Origin of the sequence: Serratia sp. JSRIV004 (genome assembly GCF_019968705.1) — a bacterium.
Lineage (GTDB): Bacteria > Pseudomonadota > Gammaproteobacteria > Enterobacterales > Enterobacteriaceae > Chania > Chania fonticola_B.
Genome location: NZ_CP074140.1, coordinates 3,877,360 through 3,894,913, shown reverse-complemented (window position 1 = coordinate 3,894,913; position 17,554 = coordinate 3,877,360). Strand labels below are relative to the sequence as shown.

17 protein-coding genes are annotated in these 17,554 nt (G+C 52.3%); 12 read left to right on the top strand and 5 right to left on the bottom strand.

The genetic code is table 11. From position 1 onward, the window contains the following. Positions 1–24: 24 nt before the first annotated feature. From sbcB to KGP21_RS18720, 3 genes are all read right to left on the bottom strand, one after another. Positions 25–1,452 carry an exodeoxyribonuclease I gene (gene sbcB / locus KGP21_RS18730; protein ID WP_223535998.1) on the bottom strand — a complete coding sequence of 476 codons (1,428 nt, stop codon included), beginning with the start codon at positions 1,450–1,452 and terminating at the stop codon, positions 25–27. Between the two features lie 82 nt (positions 1,453–1,534). After that, the gene (locus tag KGP21_RS18725; protein ID WP_021805841.1) at positions 1,535–1,738 is read right to left on the bottom strand and encodes a DNA polymerase III subunit theta; all 204 of its coding nucleotides are present in this window, start codon (positions 1,736–1,738) and stop codon (positions 1,535–1,537) included. A 75-nt stretch (positions 1,739–1,813) separates the two neighbouring features. Then, complete coding sequence (locus KGP21_RS18720; RefSeq protein WP_021805840.1) at positions 1,814–1,999, bottom strand: hypothetical protein; 186 nt, start codon at positions 1,997–1,999, stop codon at positions 1,814–1,816. Between the two features lie 244 nt (positions 2,000–2,243). On the opposite strand from KGP21_RS18720, the gene KGP21_RS18715 reads away from it, so the two are divergent. Next, positions 2,244–3,353, top strand: a complete 1,110-nt coding sequence (locus KGP21_RS18715; RefSeq protein ID WP_021805839.1) for an SDR family oxidoreductase — start codon at positions 2,244–2,246, stop codon at positions 3,351–3,353. A 55-nt stretch (positions 3,354–3,408) separates the two neighbouring features. Here the strand turns inward: KGP21_RS18715 and KGP21_RS18710 are convergent, their stop codons facing one another. Then, positions 3,409–4,155, bottom strand: coding sequence for a helix-turn-helix transcriptional regulator (locus tag KGP21_RS18710; RefSeq protein WP_021805838.1), 747 nt, complete (start codon positions 4,153–4,155; stop codon positions 3,409–3,411). A 172-nt stretch (positions 4,156–4,327) separates the two neighbouring features. Here KGP21_RS18710 and KGP21_RS18705 point away from each other — a divergent pair, with 172 nt between their 5' ends. The 6 genes from KGP21_RS18705 (at position 4,328) to KGP21_RS18680 (ending at position 9,590) form a co-directional block, all read left to right on the top strand. Then, positions 4,328–5,395, top strand: coding sequence for an FUSC family protein (locus KGP21_RS18705; RefSeq protein ID WP_223535995.1), 1,068 nt, complete (start codon positions 4,328–4,330; stop codon positions 5,393–5,395). 161 nt (positions 5,396–5,556) lie between these two features. Further along, positions 5,557–5,874: a PTS system regulator TmaR gene (gene tmaR / locus KGP21_RS18700; RefSeq protein ID WP_024528076.1), complete on the top strand. Its 318-nt coding sequence runs from the start codon at positions 5,557–5,559 to the stop codon at positions 5,872–5,874. A 217-nt stretch (positions 5,875–6,091) separates the two neighbouring features. After that, on the top strand, positions 6,092–7,237 hold the full coding sequence (locus KGP21_RS18695) for an ABC transporter permease (protein WP_021805835.1): 1,146 nt from the start codon (positions 6,092–6,094) through the stop codon (positions 7,235–7,237). After that, a complete protein-coding gene (locus KGP21_RS18690; protein ID WP_021805834.1) occupies positions 7,234–8,031 on the top strand; it encodes an ABC transporter ATP-binding protein in 798 nt (265 codons plus the stop codon). Before KGP21_RS18695 ends, KGP21_RS18690 begins: the two co-directional genes overlap by 4 nt. Before the next feature lie 3 nt (positions 8,032–8,034). Beyond that, positions 8,035–8,976, top strand: a complete 942-nt coding sequence (locus KGP21_RS18685; protein ID WP_021805833.1) for an MlaD family protein — start codon at positions 8,035–8,037, stop codon at positions 8,974–8,976. Next, positions 8,973–9,590 (top strand): ABC-type transport auxiliary lipoprotein family protein, encoded by a 618-nt coding sequence (locus KGP21_RS18680; protein WP_021805832.1) that lies wholly within the window; start codon positions 8,973–8,975, stop codon positions 9,588–9,590. The genes KGP21_RS18685 and KGP21_RS18680 overlap by 4 nt, the downstream gene beginning before the upstream one ends. On the opposite strand, the gene dsdC is transcribed toward KGP21_RS18680, so the two are convergent. Beyond that, a complete protein-coding gene (gene dsdC, locus KGP21_RS18675) occupies positions 9,587–10,528 on the bottom strand; it encodes a DNA-binding transcriptional regulator DsdC (protein WP_021805831.1) in 942 nt (313 codons plus the stop codon). The two genes, KGP21_RS18680 and dsdC, sit on opposite strands and share 4 nt — an antisense overlap. A 211-nt stretch (positions 10,529–10,739) precedes the next feature. On the opposite strand from dsdC, the gene dsdX reads away from it, so the two are divergent. The 5 genes from dsdX (at position 10,740) to KGP21_RS18650 (ending at position 17,530) form a co-directional block, all read left to right on the top strand. Next, a complete protein-coding gene (gene dsdX, locus KGP21_RS18670; RefSeq protein ID WP_021805830.1) occupies positions 10,740–12,077 on the top strand; it encodes a D-serine transporter DsdX in 1,338 nt (445 codons plus the stop codon). 17 nt (positions 12,078–12,094) lie between these two features. Further along, positions 12,095–13,426, top strand: coding sequence for a D-serine ammonia-lyase (locus KGP21_RS18665; protein ID WP_223500017.1), 1,332 nt, complete (start codon positions 12,095–12,097; stop codon positions 13,424–13,426). 1,152 nt (positions 13,427–14,578) lie between these two features. Next, complete coding sequence (locus KGP21_RS18660) at positions 14,579–15,688, top strand: amidinotransferase (protein ID WP_094981618.1); 1,110 nt, start codon at positions 14,579–14,581, stop codon at positions 15,686–15,688. Between the two features lie 14 nt (positions 15,689–15,702). Next, positions 15,703–16,668, top strand: a complete 966-nt coding sequence (locus KGP21_RS18655; protein ID WP_059201205.1) for a fatty acid desaturase — start codon at positions 15,703–15,705, stop codon at positions 16,666–16,668. A 10-nt stretch (positions 16,669–16,678) separates the two neighbouring features. Beyond that, positions 16,679–17,530 (top strand): hypothetical protein, encoded by an 852-nt coding sequence (locus tag KGP21_RS18650; protein ID WP_179250034.1) that lies wholly within the window; start codon positions 16,679–16,681, stop codon positions 17,528–17,530. The last annotated feature ends 24 nt before the right edge of the window (positions 17,531–17,554 follow it).

Here is a 17,554-nt window from a genome sequence, read left to right as displayed (position 1 = left end):
ACTCAGTGAGAAGGTGTGTTGAGGCTACCCCACCAACTGTTTACCGTAATCAAACAGCGCTTTCAGCAACGCCATCTTCTCTTTATCCCCTTCATGCAGGTTATACAGCGACTCCAGTTGCAAGATATAACTTTGCACCCGCTCGGCACTGAGCACCTCCTGGCGGTGCTGCAACCAACGGCGCTGCTCTGCGTCGTCCAGCGTATTGGGGTAGTTACGGGCGCGGAAGCGGAACAGCAGCTCTTTCATCCGGCCATCGCTGAAGGTCAAATCCAGCGCGGGTAAATTCTGCGGTTTGGTTTGCTGAATGATCCTCATCGCCGCCTTGTCGGCATCGCTGAAGAAACCGTCGTACAGTTTGGCATCCACATCATCGTTCGGGGTGAAAGGGGCGGCCTCGGCAAATAGGGCCACCACTTTTTCACGGATCTCCGGGTGTTGGCGCAGCACCTTCAGATTCTCCAGACATGCCTGACGATCGATGCCTAGCCTGTCTGCATTTTCTGGCAGCAGCGTCTTGGCCGGAGCCAGCACCGGGCATTTATTGATATGCACCAGCTTGATCGGCACCGGGGCCTGATCGGCCGCCAATTGATCGCGGCGGGTGTAGAGGCGTTCTCGCAGCTCGTCGGCATTCAGTTCCAGCAGCGGGGTAATATCCCCTGCCAGATCGCACATAATCACCGCATTTTTATTGTCCGGGTGCCAGGCCAGGGGGGAAACCCAACTGGTGTTACCCCGTGCCGCGCCAAACATGCCGGAAACGTGCATTAACGGCGTCATTTCCGCGACGTCGATCAGCGCATTGAGTTTGTGCTTGTTGCGGTGCTGCAACAGGTAGTCAAACAGCCTTGGCTGCGCCTGTTTGACCAGCTTGGCCATGGCGATGGTGGCATGCACATCGGACATCGCATCATGAGCGTGTTCGTGTTCAACGCCGTTGGCACGCGTCAGATGTTCCAGACGGAAACTGGGGAAGCCATCTTCGTTTTCTGGCCAGATGATGCCTTCCGGGCGCAGGGCGTAGCAGGCCCGCATCACATCCAGCAGATCCCAGCGGGAATTGCCGTTTTGCCAGCTGTAGGCGTAAGGATCGTAGAAGCTGCGGTAAAAGATGTTGCGGCTGACTTCATCGTCAAAGCGGATATTGTTGTAACCCAGAATGCAGGTGCCAGGGACGCTGAACGCTTCATGAATACGGCGGGCAAACTCGGCCTCGTTAACGCCTTTGGCCAGCGCCTGCTGAGGCGTGATGCCGGTGATCATCACCGCTTCGGGGTCAGGCAGGTAGTCATCGGCTGGCGCACAGTAAAACACCTGCGGTTCTTCGATAATGTTGAAATCCATATCGGTACGCACCCCGGCAAACTGCGCCGGACGGTCCATTGACGGGCTTTTGCCGAAGGTTTCGTAGTCGTGGATGTAGAATGTGGCCGGTGCCTTGCTGCTCAAAATCGCATCTCTTGTTGGCGTAGGGAATAGCCCTATTGTAACGGCGCGATCACCGATGCCAAGTATTGGTTAAGGCTTAACGTTAAATTGAGTGGCGCTGCGCAGTACGATAGAAGTTCAACCGTTGCTGAAAGTAGCCGCGTAGATGCGTGGGGACGTGCGTTTCGGCGCTTTCCCACTCGGCGGCGTAGCCGTAGCGTTCGCTATAAATAATTCTGAGTGCCAGCAAATCGGTTTGGATCTTTTCACGTTCTTGCTGGGGTAGGCCATCCAGTGGTCGTGGCATGTCTTTCTCCCTATTCGATAGCGCATAATATTTGGCTTAAGAGAATTTGTCGCTACCTCATTCAGGGCAGAACCTTCATAGCGCCTGTGCCAGAGTGGGGTGGTGCTTTACTGGCTTGATGCTCATCGCTTGTTCTTGCTGGCCATGATCGTGCTGATGATCCAATGATTTAGCATAGGTATACAGACCGCTAATCAGGGCAAGCCAGAATAGCGTGCAAACCGTTAATACAGCCAGCCAGACCTTTTGGTTGTAGCTCATGATAGCTCCTAAAAAGCGTATGGGATTAATCTGGTTAATTAAATCAGAGATAACATAAATGTTAATTAAACAAACGGAATGAAAGAGGCGTTGAGCTGTTACTCATTGTCTGTGAGTGTTTCAGGATATTCCTCAAGAGAATATTAATAGGGGTAGTTACGTAATCAGTTAATTTCTATTTACTTCTGGTTTATAAATATAGGCATACACTCCACCTCATTCAATGAAAATGTAGGTATGTAAGATGAAAACGTTACTGTTGACTGGAGCGACTGGCTTTCTCGGTGGTGCGGTGCTTGAAAAGTTACTGAAAGAAAATCAGAAGGTTAACTATCTATTGTTGGTGCGTGCGGAAACAGAAGAGCAGGGCTTGAACCGTATTTTCACTAATATGGAAAAGTTCAATATAGATAAAAATATTCTGAATAAGCTCACTGTAGAGAATATTTTACTGGGTGACTTAAGCGAACCTGAATACTTTTTGTCTGACGCCCGCATTAACCAGGTAACCCATGTCGTTAACTGTGCCGCGGTGGCGTCATTTGGTAACAACCCCCTTATTTGGAAGGTTAACGTTGAAGGCACTCTGGCATTTGCGCAGCGAATGGCTCAGGTGGTTGGATTAAAACGTTTTCTGCATGTGGGCACGGCAATGTCTTGCTCACCTCAGGTGGGGTCGTTGGTGGCAGAAAGCGCCGAGTTTGAGGAAACCGCCGAACACTTGGTGGAATATACCCGCTCCAAATCGACCATCGAGCAACTGATGCGGCAAACCTGCCCACAGCTGCCGCTGGTGATCGCCCGGCCCTCGATCGTGGTGGGGCATACGCAGTTGGGCTGCAAACCCTCCAGCAGTATTTTCTGGGTATTCAGTATGGCGTTGATGTTGCGTAAGTTTATGTGTTCGCTGCAAGATAGTATCGATGTGATCCCGGTGGACTATTGCGCCGATGCGTTAGTGATGCTGCTTAACCGCGAGAGCTTGGATAACGATGTTTACCATATTTCGGCGGGGGAGGAGAGCAGCGTCAGTTTTGCAGATATCGATTATGCCATCGCCGCCGCATTAGAGGAGCCACCGGTGGGCGATCGCTATGCACAGGTCAGCTACGAAGCCCTGTTGCAAATGCGCAAACAGTTGAAGGATATCTTCGGGCCGTGCAATGAGCGCCTGATGTTGAAAGCGATGCGTCTGTACGGCTCCTTTGCCATGCTGAACGTGCGCTTTAGCAACGAAAAAATCCTCAAGCTGGGTATGCCTAAACCGCCGCGCTTTACCGATTATATTGGCCGCTGTGTGCAATCGACGCGTGGGTTGTCGATACCGCAGCAAATGGCGGTGGATTTTAAATAGAGGCTGAATGGTTGGTTACGGAGGGGCGCCGCATGCTGCGCCCGCTTCCAGGATCTTACCAGGAGGAGGAAGACCAGAATACCCGGCCCAGCACTACCAGTTGCTCTTTGCGCTGTGGATAGCTGAGCTGCTCATCCTGATACTCTTCCCGATTCAGAGAGCGGATGACCACGCCACCGTCGGGCTGCTCAATCAGGATCTTGACCCGTAACAGATTGCCGTGGCGGATCGCATAGGTTTTCCCTTCGCGGATGCGGGTATCGGCGGTATTGATTCCCACCACATCCCCATCCTGCAATCGGGGTTCCATGCTGGAGCCGGAGATGCGGATAATGCGCGCCGCGTTTACCGGCACCCCCATCTTGTGCAGATAGTAGCGGCGGAAGATCAGCGAAAACTCTTCACTATCGACAATTTCGTAGCAGCCGTCACCGGCGGAGAAATCGATATCCAGCAATGGGATCTCCACAAACTCTTCCTTGTCCTGCTCGGTATCTTCCCATACCACGGGTTTGAGCCGTGCCGGTTGGAAATCAGACTCGGCCGCCACGTTGGCAAACGGCTGTTCCAGCGCCTTCTCATGGAACACATCGAACCAGCCTTTGGGCAAGCCGAGTTTGGCCTCAATGCGTCTGGCGAGGTTGTCGCCCAGGTTGCGGGAGGATTTTTCACCGGTGATCTGGCTCAGCGTTGGCGCAGAAGATCCCACCAGTAGAGCAAACTCATTCTGGTTGGTGCCTTGCCGGGCGAAACGTGCCATCAGATCGCGCAGGTTATTGCGCCTGATTTCTTTGGTTTCCATGGGCCGATGATCTCACTCTTTAGCAAAAAGGTAAATCCTTCGCCGCTAAAATCTTTAGCGCCAACCTAAACCTATTCCTAACCAGGAAACATCTTTCAACAGCTTGTGTTGTACGTCAGCCGCATTGTTCCACTAAAATAAGGGTTTTACAGCAGGGTTGGCGGGTACAAGCGTGCGTCTGGATAGAAAAATCTCTTCTTTTGAACATCTGATCTACCGTAATTACCGCATCGTCCACGGGGTACGGATCGGGTTGGCTTTTATCCTGACCTTTCTGCTGATCCGTCTGCTGGCGGTGCCGGAAGGTACCTGGCCGTTGATCACGCTGATCGTGGTGATGGGGCCGATCTCTTTTTGGGGTAACGTACTGCAACGGGCGATGGAGCGTATTGCCGGTACGGTGTTTGGTGCGGCCTCTGGTCTGATTGCGCTATATCTGGAGCTGTATTCACTGCCGCTGATGCTGGCCTGGTGCGGAGTGGTGATGTTTGCCTGTGGTTATCTGACGCTAGGCAAACGGCCTTATATGGCGTTGCTGGTGGGCATTACGCTGGCGGTGGTCATCGGCGCCGGGGCTGGCGATATCTCTATCGCACTGTGGCGCAGTGGCGATGTGATTTTTGGTTCGTTGCTGGCGCTGCTGTTTACCAGTATCTACCCGCAGCGGGCTTATGTATTGTGGCGAATGAAAATGGCGGATTGCCTGGAGACGGTAGGGAAGATCTACGGCGCTTACCTTTCACCCAATATGATTGAGCGGCCCCGGCTGGAGCCCCGGCTCAAAAACTTGCTGGGCGATGTGGTGAAGCTACGCACACTGATCGCCCCCGCCAGCAAAGAGACTCATATCGCCAAACCGGTCTTTGAAGCGGTACAGACCCTGAGCCGCAATCTGGTTTGCACGTTGGAGCTGTTAGCCGATGCTTACTGGGCCTCGCGTGAAACCCATTTTATTATGCTTAATGCCAAAACCTTGCGTAGTTCACAGCTGTTGACGCAGCGCGCGATCGAATCGCTGGCGAGTATTATGCGAGATGGTGAACCCCTGCATGCACAGGTTATTGCCGGGGAACTGAACGATATCTCCGCAGAGCTGAAGGCATTAATGCAAGAGGCCAGTGCCGCTCAACTCAGCGAAGCCCCGATCTATGGCTATGTCTGGCTGAGCATGGAACTGGCGCAGCAGTTGGAAGAGTTGGGCGATCTGCTCAAGGTCTGTACGGCCAATACTCAGGAATAGTGGATCAGATCATGAAGCAGGTGCATCAGGATAGGGTCAATGCGCTAAAGTGGGTAAGATAAGGCAATGACAGTTGTGTCTGACGGCCACAACCCTGTATCTTGGTATCATTGTGGCCGTAAGCAAATGAATCTGTGTATTACTAAAGCAAGGGTATAAAGATGGATAATGCAAATAAGCCGAGTTTCCAGGACGTTCTGGAGTTTGTGCGTATGTTCCGCCGTAAAAACAAGCTACAGCGTGAAATTGTCGACAACGAAAAGAAAATTCGTGACAACCAGAAGCGTGTGCTGCTGCTCGACAACCTGAGCGAGTACATCAAGCCGGGCATGAGCATTGAAGACATTCAGGGCATCATCGCCAACATGCGCGGTGACTATGAAGATCGCGTTGATGATTACATCATCAAAAATGCCGATCTGTCGAAAGAACGCCGCGATCTGTCCAAAAAGCTGAAAGCAATGGGCGAAGTGAAGTAATTCGCGTCAAGCAGGGCTGGGGATCTCCCGGCCCTGCGTCTTTTCAGGGGCGCAGCGCCCCGAACGACCATAAAGAATAACGATATGTTACCGTGCTATAGCAAATCTGCTTAAAGCCGCTACGCTAATGTTATAAATAGACTTTGCCCAATCGCTTTCACGATGTTGCTTGAAGGACGACGGGTATAAATTTCTTCGCCAGCAGAGGCTGTCATCGATGGCAGAACCGCAACTCAGCACCTTTCTCAACCTGGACGAGACGCTCCATCCTCCCCGTATCTTGGCATCTGGGGATTGGGTGTTGGCACATTATCGCCTGTTGGAACCCTCCGTTGGGCAACTGCAAGCCCGCTTGCCGGCCGATGTGGTGTTCGATCTCAGCCAACTGGGCAGCCTGGATACCGCAGGTGCCACCTTGCTGGTCAATCTGCTGGGTGACCAACGGATATCCGATCTCAAACAGTTAGCCCCCACGCTTCCTGTGGAACGCCGCGTGCTGTTGGAAACCGTTGGCCGTGCTTTGCAAGGTTTTGAGCCGCCACCGGCAGAAAAGCCGCCCGGTCTGGCGATCGAACTGCTGGCCAACGTCGGCCGGTCGATGGAAAATTTCTGGCACAACCTGGTTGCCCTGCTGGGGTTTATCGGCCTGACGTTGCAAACCCTGTTTGCCAATCTGCTACGCCCTACGCGCTGGCGAATCACCTCGCTGGTGGCCAATCTCCAGCAAATCGGCCTGAACGCGGTGCCGATCATTATGCTGCTGACCTTCCTGGTAGGGGCCGTCATCGCTTTCCTGGGGTCAACCGTCCTGTCTACCTTCGGTGCCAGCATCTTTACCGTGCAACTGGTGGTGTTTTCCTTCCTGCGAGAGTTCGCAGTGCTGCTGACGGCTATCTTGATGGCGGGCCGTACCGCCAGCGCCTTTACCGCAGAGCTTGGGCTGATGAAGGCCAATGAGGAAATAGACGCTATTCAGGCGATGGGCCTGAACCCGGTTGAACTGCTGGTGCTGCCGCGTGTGTTGGCGCTGCTCCTGGCGTTGCCGATGCTGACCTTCATAGGCATGATTAGCGGCATCTTTGGCGGCATGGTGGTTTGTGCCCTGACGCTGGATATCTCACCCACCATGTTTTTAACCATCATGCAGAGTAGCGGCGGTTTTCAGAACTTCCTGGTGGGGATGAGCAAGGCGCCGGTATTTGCGTTCCTGATTGCCATTATCGGCTGTTTGGAAGGGTTTAAAGTCAGCGGTAGCGCCGAGTCGGTAGGGGCTCATACCACCGCCAGCGTCGTGCATTCAATCTTTGTGGTGATCCTGCTGGATGCGGTCGCTGCACTGTTCTTCATGGAGATGGGCGTGTGAGCCAGACGACCCCTGAAGCCATTATTCGCATCCGTAAATTGCGAAACTGTTTTGGCCCCCAATGCGTGCATGTGGACCTCGATCTGGACGTGCGCCGAGGAGAAATCCTGGGCGTGGTCGGTGGTTCGGGCACCGGCAAGTCCGTGCTGTTGCGTAGTATCGTTGGTCTGCGCCGCCCAACCGCTGGACAGATCCACGTCTTTGGCGAGGATCTGATGGCGCTCTCTGGTACGCGCCGCTCTGTGCTGGAAAGGCGGTTTGGCGTGCTGTTTCAGCGTGGTGCCTTGTTCAGCTCGCTGACGGTGACGGAAAACGTGGCGCTGCCGCTGATTGAATACGCAGGCTTACCGCGCCGTGATGCCGAGCAGCTGGCCCAGGTGAAGCTGGCGCTGGCCGGGCTGCCTGCCAGTGCCGGCAACAAGTATCCGGCCTCGCTTTCTGGCGGCATGGTCAAGCGTGCCGCGTTGGCCCGATCGCTGGCGTTGGATCCGGAAATCGTATTTCTGGATGAGCCAACGGCCGGGCTGGATCCCATCGGTGCCGCCGCCTTTGACAGCCTGATCCGCACGTTGCGCGATGCCTTGGGGTTAACGGTGTTTCTGGTCACCCACGATCTCGATACGCTTTATACAATCTGTGACCGGGTAGCGGTACTTTCGCAGAAGAAGGTGCTGGTGGTGGATACGCTGGAGGTGGTGGCCGCCACTGACGATGCCTGGATCCAAGAGTATTTCCACGGCCCGCGTGGGCGGGCGGCACAGCAGGCCGTAACGAATATCCCAGAGAGGCAATAACAAATGGAAACCCGTGCGCATCATGTCTTGATTGGTTTATTTACGCTCATTATTTTCACTGCCGTGCTGCTGTTCAGCCTGTGGCTAACCAAGTCCGGCACCGATCGCCAGTTCAAGCAGTACGATATCGTGTTTAATGAAGCCGTCAGTGGCCTGTCACAGGGCAGCACGGTCAATTACAGTGGGATCCGTGTGGGGGAAGTCACTCAGCTGCGATTGGATCCCAATGTGCCGACCAAAGTCTGGGCGCGCATTCGGGTCACGGCCTCTGCACCGATCCGTGAGGACACTCAGGCTCGCCTGGCGATAGCTGGCATTACCGGTACGTCCAATATCCAGCTCAGCGGTGGGAGCGAAACCAGCCCGATGCTGACAGGAGAGGATGGGGCAATCCCGGTGATTGTCGCCACGCCATCACCGTTGACCCAGTTGCTCGCCAATGGCGAAGATGTGATGAGCAATGTCAACCAGGTGCTGGTGCGTTTGAATCAGCTCATGACGCCGGACAATCAGCAGCGTTTGGTGAATACGCTGGATAATCTGGAACAGATCACCTCTACCGTAGCCGGGCAACGTGAAGATATCCGCACCATCTTGCAGCAGCTGGCGCTGGTGACCAAGCAAAGCAACGATACGCTGGCGCAGACCAATCGGTTGGTGCGCAATGCTAACGTGTTGCTGGACGGGCAGGGCAAGCAATTGGTGGCCAATGCGGCAAATACCATGGCTTCGCTTGAGAAAACCACTGCACTGCTCAACAAGCTGATTGGTGAAAATCAGCAGTCACTGAATAGCGGCATCCAGGGATTCAACGATCTTGGCCCGGCGGTAGATGAATTACGCAGAACCTTATTGACCTTACGCGGTGCCATGAGCCGCCTGGAAGAGAACCCGTCCGCCTTGCTCAGGGGCCGCGAACGTACCAAGGAGTTTACCCCTAAATGATTAAGCTAAAACTTCGCCAGATGCTTCGGTTGTTGGTGCTGGTGGCCGTGATGCCGCTGGCCGCCTGCACCATTTTGCCGGAAAGCCCGATACAGCAGGTGTATTTGCTGCCAGCACAGCCAGTGGCCGTGGCAGGGGGCCAGGCGTCTGAACGCTCGGTACGTATCGTGCAGCCCAATACCAGCCAGTTTTTGAACGGTACGCGCATTGCTGTGCAGCCTCAGGGTGCGGAGATCACCTCTTTTAGCGGTTCACGCTGGAGCGATCCGGCCCCGTTGTTGTTGCGTAATCGCCTGATCCAGGAGTTCCGTACTAACGGCCATTTCCGCTCGGTGAGCAGCGACGATGACAATTTACAGGCAGATCTTGAGCTAGGCGGCGATTTGTCCTCCTTCCAAGGGGTCTATAACGGGGATCGGGGCGAAGTGGTGATCCGTTTTGATGCTCGCCTGGTTCGCACCTCCGATCGCCGAGTGATGGCCAGCCGTAGTTTTGCGGTGCGCGAGCCGATCCACGGCACATCGATGGACAACGTCGTGCAGGCCTTTGGCCTGGCCAGCGATAAGCTGGCAGCGCAGACGCTGGCATGGGCGCGCCAGCAGGCGGCTAATTAAGACTCGTCGGCCATGGCCTTTAACCACTGGATAAAGGCGTTGATTTTAGGCCATTGCCGGTCCGAGAGCGTGGAAATGTAGTAGCGCTGGGCGCATTGCATTTCCATGCCGGGGAAGGGCGCGATAAGTTCGTTATTCTCCAGGCGCTTACTCACCAACTTCTTGCGGCCCATGGCAATTCCCACGTGGTTCATGGCCGCGATCACCGCCAGATCCGAACGATCAAACCCCATACCGCGCTGGCCTTCAGCAAACTCCAGGTCAAAGTGTTTAGCCCAGGTATTCCATTCCCCAATGTCCGAGTCGTAACTCCATGCCTGACGATCGTGCAATAACGTGCAGCGGCGCAGGTTGGCGGGATTACCCGCTAGCTCATGGCGCTCGGCGTACTCCGGGCTGCAAACGGGCACAATCGACTCATCCATCAAATGCTGGCAATCGAGTTTCTCCGGCGTTTTATCATCAAAATAGATCGCCAGATCGATCCCCGCACCGTGGAAGTTCACCATCTCGTTACCGGTGAGAATATTCAGGCTGATGGCCGGATATTGGCGATCGAAATCTGCCAGCTTGGGCACCAGCCAGCATTGGGCAATCGACGGTCGGGAGTAGATAGTCAGGGTGCCAGACAGTTCCTGACTTTTAATCTCCAGTATCTCCTGATTGAGATAGCTGAGTGACGATTTCAACACCCAGAACAACCGCTCGCCCTCAGGGGTGAGTTCGATCCGGCGGTGAAAGCGCTGGAATAGCTTAAAACCCAACTCGGCTTCCAGATTGTTGATCCGATGGCTGACGGCGCTGGGGGTGATCGCCAACTCTTCGGCGGCCAGCACGAATGAGCCTTGCCGCGCGGCAATCTCAAACGTATGCAGCTTGGCTAGCTGATAGCCATTCAGGTGCCTGTTGCGGGCGAGCTGGTGCTTGTCGTCGTACATGGTTATCGCCTGTGAAATAAACCAGATTATATCGAAGCTGGGGGTTTAAAGATGAAGCAATGTGAGTCAAAGACATAAATAGTGCCAAATGTTGACCGAAATCACCTGATTGATTGAATCTGGCTCATGTGAAGAGGCGTTTTGATCGTTTGTCAGCGCTGGGGCGTTAGTTTCCAATAGGAGTGAAATTTATCCTGGAAGGACGCTGAACATGGACTCGCAGATCTGGGTAGTCGCTACGTTACTAAGCAGCATCATTATCATTATTCTCACTATCGTAAAATTCAAGATCCACCCGTTCCTGGCGCTGTTGCTGGCCAGTTTTTATGTGGGGGCCCTGATGGGCATGAACCCGCTGGAAATGGTCAATGCCATTGAAGGCGGTATCGGCGGGACCTTGGGCTTCCTGGCGGCGGTGATTGGTTTAGGCACCATTCTGGGCAACATGATGGAAGTGTCCGGGGCGGCAGAACGCATTGGCATCACCTTGCAAAAGTGCCGTTGGCTGTCGGCTGACGTGATCATGGTGCTGGTGGGGCTGGTCTGCGGCATTACGCTGTTTGTTGAAGTGGGCGTGGTGTTGCTGATCCCGCTGGCGTTCTCGATTGCCAAAAAAACCAATACCTCCTTGCTGAAGTTGGCGATCCCGCTGTGTACCGCATTGATGGCCGTGCACTGTGTGGTTCCTCCGCATCCGGCGGCGCTGTTTGTCACCAACAAGCTGGGTGCCGATGTGGGCTCGGTGATTGTGTATGGTTTGATTGTCGGGTTGGCCGCCTCGCTGATCGGTGGGCCACTGTTCCTCAAGTTGGTCGGTAAGCGTCTGCCGTTCAAACCCGTACCCGCCGAGTTTTCCTCCGTGGAGGTACGCAACGAGCAGGACTTGCCTTCGTTGGGTGCCACACTGTTTACCGTGCTATTGCCGATCATTCTGATGTTGGTGAAAACCGCAGCGGAACTCTATATGGCCAAAGACAGTGCGCTGTATACCTTCCTGGAGTTTATCGGCAACCCGATCACCGCCATGTTTATCGCCGCCTTCGTGGCCTACTACGTGCTGGGTATTCGCCGCAATATGGGCATGGGCACCTTGCTGACCAAAACCGAAAACGGCTTCTCTTCCATCGCCAACATCTTGCTGATTATCGGGGCTGGTGGTGCATTCAACGGCATATTAAAAGCCAGTGGGCTGGCGGATACGCTGGCGGTGATCCTGTCGAATATGGATATGCATCCGATCTTGCTGGCCTGGCTGGTGGCTATCTGCCTGCATGCGGCGGTGGGGTCGGCCACCGTGGCGATGATGGGAGCAACGGCTATTGTTGCCCCCGTATTGCCGCATTACCCTGGCGTCAGCCCGGAGATCATCGCGTTGGCCATTGGCTCGGGTGCCATCGGTTGCACCATCGTCACCGACTCGCTGTTCTGGCTGGTGAAACAATACTGCGGCGCGACGCTCAGCGAGATGTTTAAGTATTATACCTCGGCCACCTTTATTGCTTCGCTGATTGCGCTGGGAACCACATTCCTGCTTTCTTATATCATCTAGACCAAAAGAGACTCTTTATGAATACGTTAGACATTGAAAACCTGGTAGTGAAATTTCCTTTGGTGCAACGGCTGATGGATTTGGAAGCGGTGACCTGGTTCAACCCCAATACGACCACGCTGGAGGAAGGGTTACCTTACGTCGGGTTGACGCAAAATGATGTCGCCGAAGCCGAAGCGCGCTTGCAACGCTTTGCTCCGTATCTGTGCCTGGCCTTCCCCGAAACGCAGCAAACGAACGGCATTATCGAGTCTGAGGTAGTGGCGATCCCGGCGATGCAGGGCGCGTTGGAGCAGCGTTATAAGCAGGCGATCGCGGGCAAGATGTGGTTGAAAAAGGACAGCCATTTGCCGATTTCTGGCTCCATCAAGGCCCGTGGCGGCATCTATGAAGTGCTGACCCATGCGGAAAAGCTGGCCATCGAGGCGGGCATGCTGTCTGTAGACGACGATTACAGCATCCTGTTTAGCGACAAGTTCCGCCAGTTCTTCAGCCAGTACAGCATTGCGGTGGGCTCAACCGGTAACCTGGGGATGTCGATTGGCATCATGAGTGCCAAGCTGGGGTTCAGCGTCAGCGTGCATATGTCTGCCGACGCTCGCGCCTGGAAGAAGCGCAAACTGCGTGAGCACGGCGTTAACGTGGTGGAGTACGAGCAGGATTATGGTGTGGCGGTGGCTCAAGGGCGTAAGCAGGCGGAGTCTGACCCGCACTGTTTCTTTATCGATGATGAGAACTCGCAAACCCTGTTCCTCGGCTATGCGGTGGCCGGTGGTCGCCTGAAAAAGCAGTTTGCGCAGATGAACATCCAGGTTGATCAGGACCATCCGTTATTTGTTTATTTGCCCTGCGGCGTAGGCGGCGGGCCTGGCGGAGTGGCGTTTGGTCTGAAGCTGGCGTTTGGCGACCATGTGCACTGCATCTTTGCCGAGCCGACGCACTCACCTTGCATGCTGCTGGGGATCCACACCGGGTTGCACGATCACATTGCGGTGCAGGACCTGGGGATTGATAACGTCACGGCGGCGGATGGTTTGGCCGTCGGCCGGGCTTCCGGGTTTGTCGGGCGTGCCATGGAACGCTTGCTGGATGGTTTCTACACCCTGAGCGATCAGGAGATGTACGACCTGCTTGGCTTGCTTGCCGCTGAAGAGAGCATTCAGTTGGAGCCTTCTGCGTTGGCTGGCATGGCGGGGCCGGCTCGAGTCTGCGCCGACCCACATTATCTGGACCACCACCAGATCGACGCCCAACGGATCGCTAATGCCACGCATTTGGTGTGGGCAACCGGTGGCGGTATGGTGCCTGAGGAAGAGATGGCCAAGTACCTCGCAGCCGCAAAACGCTAGCGCTATATGCGGTTAAATGGGTGTAGCATCATGCTACGCCCGTTTGGTCATGCCTTACCTCCATAGTTTGACCTTAATCAGCCTATGTCCTTGATGCGAAATTAATAATAAGAATTACGCCTATTAAAAGAATTGCTATCATGTCAATGTGTACTATAAGTCGGATCCTGTTTTTCTGTGACGGATAATATTTTCTCAGCTCTGTAGCGCTGGCTGCCACAAACTATCCACAGCGGAGCGATAACTTTCAGTCACACCTGGATAAAACCTGGTAGCTCTACCAGTAACAACGGATTGCTGAAGCCTGCAGCGAAGTAAGGGTAGCCAGCAGCCCATTTCGGCAATAACCAAGCATTAAAACGGTAGAGTAATTAACTGATAAGCGAGTAACACGGAACACTATTAATAGCGCGTTTGCCAGGCTCCGTCCCGGAATTGGTCCAGACTCCTGGTGTGATCTATAAAAATAGCTGCGCCTCCTGCTATGGACACTATGGTGAAAAGAACGCCTCAGACAAAGCCCGCCCGCTGAAAGAGTTAACGTAGCAGGAAATCGCAGAAGGTCTGTGGCACACTATGCTGGTGAAATAGTGGGGCAGGCAATAAGGCCAAAGCGCGTTTAAGTGACAAATCTGCACTCGTATAGATGTTATAAAAATGTAGGAGTTTGTGTGAGTGTTGTGACCTGTATCATGGAAGCCACGAAAAACCTCCTGTAAGTTGACATTACAAAAGAGCTTGCGTCATTTTCTATTTCTCTCAATATATCGTCGAACTTTACTCGTTGCTTATTGCTGTTAATTCTGACGTTAGTCTTGATTCGTGTTTAGGTGATTCATTCTTTAATTTGATGAAATTCATATGTGGTATTGCTACAGTCTAAGGTGTTTCATATTTGAGACTAAAAATTCGATACGTTTAAGACGCATTGTGATTTATTGTATGTTATTGATGTGGCAATAATTTAATTAATGATAATGAGTGCCTTATCTGCGATCCTTAGTCCATGATGACATCATTTAATCGGTGTTGTAGTTAGTGTAGTAGAGTAATTGATAGTCTGAATAAATGTAATTTTTTTAGATAAAATATCTATACATCTGGCACGGGAGGAATCCTAAGGGATGTGATTATAAAATCAAGGAGGAACATATGAATACAGTTTTTAAACCTCAAGATAATCAATCTGCGTTATTATCTCAATATTGCGCTGTGAGTTCGTATACCGAATGGGATCCATTGGAAGAGGTTATTGTCGGTGTTGTAGATGGTGCGTGCTTCCCACCTTGGCATGTTGCTCTTGAGCCCGTATTGCCCGCTGCACAACATTCACTGTTTCAGCGCATGGCCGGTCGCTCATTTCCCGTGAATCTTATCGATAAGGCCCGTGAGGAACTCGAGGAATTTGTCAGTATTCTTACAGGAGAAGGCGTCACAGTTCGTCGTCCAGTTCCTCAAGATCAGACATTGATTTTTGGTGCACCGGGTTGGTCTAGCAGCGGGTTATATTGTGCAATGCCTCGAGACGTATTGTTGGTGATAGGCAACGATATTATCGAATGTCCTCTTGCATGGCGCTCCCGTTACTTCGAGGTTTCCGCATATAAACCATTGCTCAAAGAGTACTTTAATAGCGGCGCTCGATGGAGTGCCGGGCCGAAACCGCAGTTGACGGATGAGCAGTTTGATCCTGATTGGGAAAAAAATGCCTCGTTTGGCACAATACCGCTAGTGGTCACTGAATTCGAACCTACGTTTGACGCGGCGGATTTTGCTCGCTGTGGCCGAGATATCATAGCCCAAAAGAGCAATGTGACTAATGCATTCGGCATTGAATGGTTAAGACGCCATCTTGGTAGCGAATATCGTGTCCATGTTTTGGAGTTTGATGACAAGCATCCGATGCACATAGATGCAACTCTGGTTCCACTGGCACCAGGCAAGCTGCTGGTAAATCCTGAGCGCGTACGAGAGAAACCCTCCATCTTCAAAAACTGGGATATGTTACTGGCACCAGAACCAATAGTTCCAGACTCGCATCCGCTATATATGACCAGTAAGTGGATAAATATGAATATCCTTATGCTGGATGAGCACCGTGTGATTGTTGAAGCACAGGATGAACCGATGATTAGAAAAATGAAGTCTTGGGGATTTACGCCTATCCCATGTAATTTCAGGTGTTTTAATAGTTTCGGTGGTTCTTTTCATTGCGCAACATTGGATGTTCGCCGGCGTGGCAACCTCCAATCCTATCTATAGTAGGAGGGCCAGCGATGAAACTGTGGAAATATTCTCAATGGGATATTCTGATGTTTATCCTGAGTCTGGCACAATTGGTGCTAACGTTCTGGCTAGCCTCGCGATGGTCTTTTTTTTCTTGGAGTGCTTGGGGTTTTAACGTACTGCTGCTTGTGGTTATGACGACTTATAACATTATAATTATTTCACATTTTTTTACGCATACCCCTTGGTTTGTTTCATCAAAATTAAATGCCGCAGTATCTATGTTTAACTCCATAAATATTGGGCAATCCGTCCAAGCTTACCATTTGACGCATGTACGGAATCATCATCGATACAATAATGATCGTGGTAAAAACGGGCATCCGCCTCAAGATACTTCTTCTACGTTCGTCGATGGCGTAAACGGTGAACACGTGGGCCTAATACATTACGCATTTCGGGGAGCGTTCTACACTTTTTTCAGCAGTTTAGTTGCAATGGTCAAATCAGTTTGCTTTTGGAGGAGTCATGCGGGTGTCGTTGAGATGGACCTCTTCTATTCGCGCTCGCCATCAGCAAGATCGCGTGAGATAGCGCAATTACGCTGGGACCGAGTGGTGCAGTGCTTAGCGCTATTCCTATTGTTATGTGTGGCATGGGATTGGGTGCTCTTGTGCTATTTTCCTGCACTCTATCTGTCTTTCGCGCTGGTTAATATCCAGAACTACTACGAACATTTTGGTGCAAATCCCGATGACCCATTTGCCAACTCGGTAAGTCATTACGGTCGGTTTTACAATTTTATCGCGTTCAACGATGGTTATCATCAGGAGCATCACCTTGTGCCAACAGCGCACTGGCTATATTTACCCTTAACGCGTCAGAAATATGCTAAGCAACTCTCAGAGCATCAGCGTGTCATCAGCCCGGTTCCTGCAATTTTGGGTTTCTTGCATCGACAGCGGACGATGCTGCACAAAAAAGTGAACACGGGTCATCTTCGCCAAGGCGATTAAGGAGGTCATCATGTCTTTGAATAGAGAGACAATTACGGGGGAAAGGCTATTTGATAGCAATTTCATGGTTCAGGGATCTGTTGAGCGTTTGGATCTCACTTGGGCTAATCAGGTGCTATCCGGACAGTTGGCTGCGTATCGAGTACGCCAGTTTCTATCTGTGGAAGAGAGGACGCAAATAGTAAAGAATTTTTGGTGTTCTAAAGCGCGCACGCCACGGTATGGAGAAGGTGAGGGTGGGATTGAGGGATACTTTGTCGGCGCATCACATATTGAAAAGACGACTCAAGAGTATCTGGATCAAGTCGCTTTCTTTAAGAAACCGGTAGATGCGATTTACGAGGGCAGTGTGGATCCGCTTGCTCGAGTGAGGGAAGGATTCCGTAAGGAATCTATGAATGTTCGAGCAGCAATCCACGATGGACGACCTGCGGGGGATGCTAAGGCTGTTTACTGGAACAATACTGGAGATTATTTGCTACTACCGCATGACGATTTGGCCCAATTGAGCGATCCTTCACAACATGGCTTTGAGATTCAGGGGGTTGAGCATGTAATGGCTATGAACTTCTACGCAGATATGCCAAGTGAAGGTGGCCAACTCAAAGTTTGGAATATCGCCCCAGATAATGATTCCCGAATAAAGCTAGGACTTGAATATAGTGGTTTTCCTTATCCAGTAGAGCTTTTGCACGAACATGCTCATCTAACTATTGATTTGGAAGCAGGTGACCTCGTACTGCTAAATGGTAATCTCGTTCATGCTGTACTTGGTGGTAGCGGTATTTCTGCACGGCAACGCCTGTTGATTACTTGTTTTATGGGGCAATTACCTACGGGGGAGGTTGTCTGGTGGACCTGAAAAGACAACAATATAGGCAGATTA

Excerpts from the sequence above, each read along its gene's own strand:
- KGP21_RS18725 (WP_021805841.1), bottom strand. The coding sequence starts at position 1,738 with ATGCCACGACCACTGGATGGCCTACCCCAGCAAGAACGTGAAAAGATC.
- KGP21_RS18720 (WP_021805840.1), bottom strand. The coding sequence starts at position 1,999 with ATGAGCTACAACCAAAAGGTCTGGCTGGCTGTATTAACGGTTTGCACG.
- KGP21_RS18715 (WP_021805839.1), top strand. The coding sequence starts at position 2,244 with ATGAAAACGTTACTGTTGACTGGAGCGACTGGCTTTCTCGGTGGTGCG.
- KGP21_RS18710 (WP_021805838.1), bottom strand. The coding sequence starts at position 4,155 with ATGGAAACCAAAGAAATCAGGCGCAATAACCTGCGCGATCTGATGGCA.
- tmaR (WP_024528076.1), top strand. The coding sequence starts at position 5,557 with ATGGATAATGCAAATAAGCCGAGTTTCCAGGACGTTCTGGAGTTTGTG.
- KGP21_RS18695 (WP_021805835.1), top strand. The coding sequence starts at position 6,092 with ATGGCAGAACCGCAACTCAGCACCTTTCTCAACCTGGACGAGACGCTC.
- KGP21_RS18685 (WP_021805833.1), top strand. The coding sequence starts at position 8,035 with ATGGAAACCCGTGCGCATCATGTCTTGATTGGTTTATTTACGCTCATT.
- KGP21_RS18680 (WP_021805832.1), top strand. The coding sequence starts at position 8,973 with ATGATTAAGCTAAAACTTCGCCAGATGCTTCGGTTGTTGGTGCTGGTG.
- dsdC (WP_021805831.1), bottom strand. The coding sequence starts at position 10,528 with ATGTACGACGACAAGCACCAGCTCGCCCGCAACAGGCACCTGAATGGC.
- dsdX (WP_021805830.1), top strand. The coding sequence starts at position 10,740 with ATGGACTCGCAGATCTGGGTAGTCGCTACGTTACTAAGCAGCATCATT.
- KGP21_RS18665 (WP_223500017.1), top strand. The coding sequence starts at position 12,095 with ATGAATACGTTAGACATTGAAAACCTGGTAGTGAAATTTCCTTTGGTG.
- KGP21_RS18660 (WP_094981618.1), top strand. The coding sequence starts at position 14,579 with ATGAATACAGTTTTTAAACCTCAAGATAATCAATCTGCGTTATTATCT.
- KGP21_RS18655 (WP_059201205.1), top strand. The coding sequence starts at position 15,703 with ATGAAACTGTGGAAATATTCTCAATGGGATATTCTGATGTTTATCCTG.
- KGP21_RS18650 (WP_179250034.1), top strand. The coding sequence starts at position 16,679 with ATGTCTTTGAATAGAGAGACAATTACGGGGGAAAGGCTATTTGATAGC.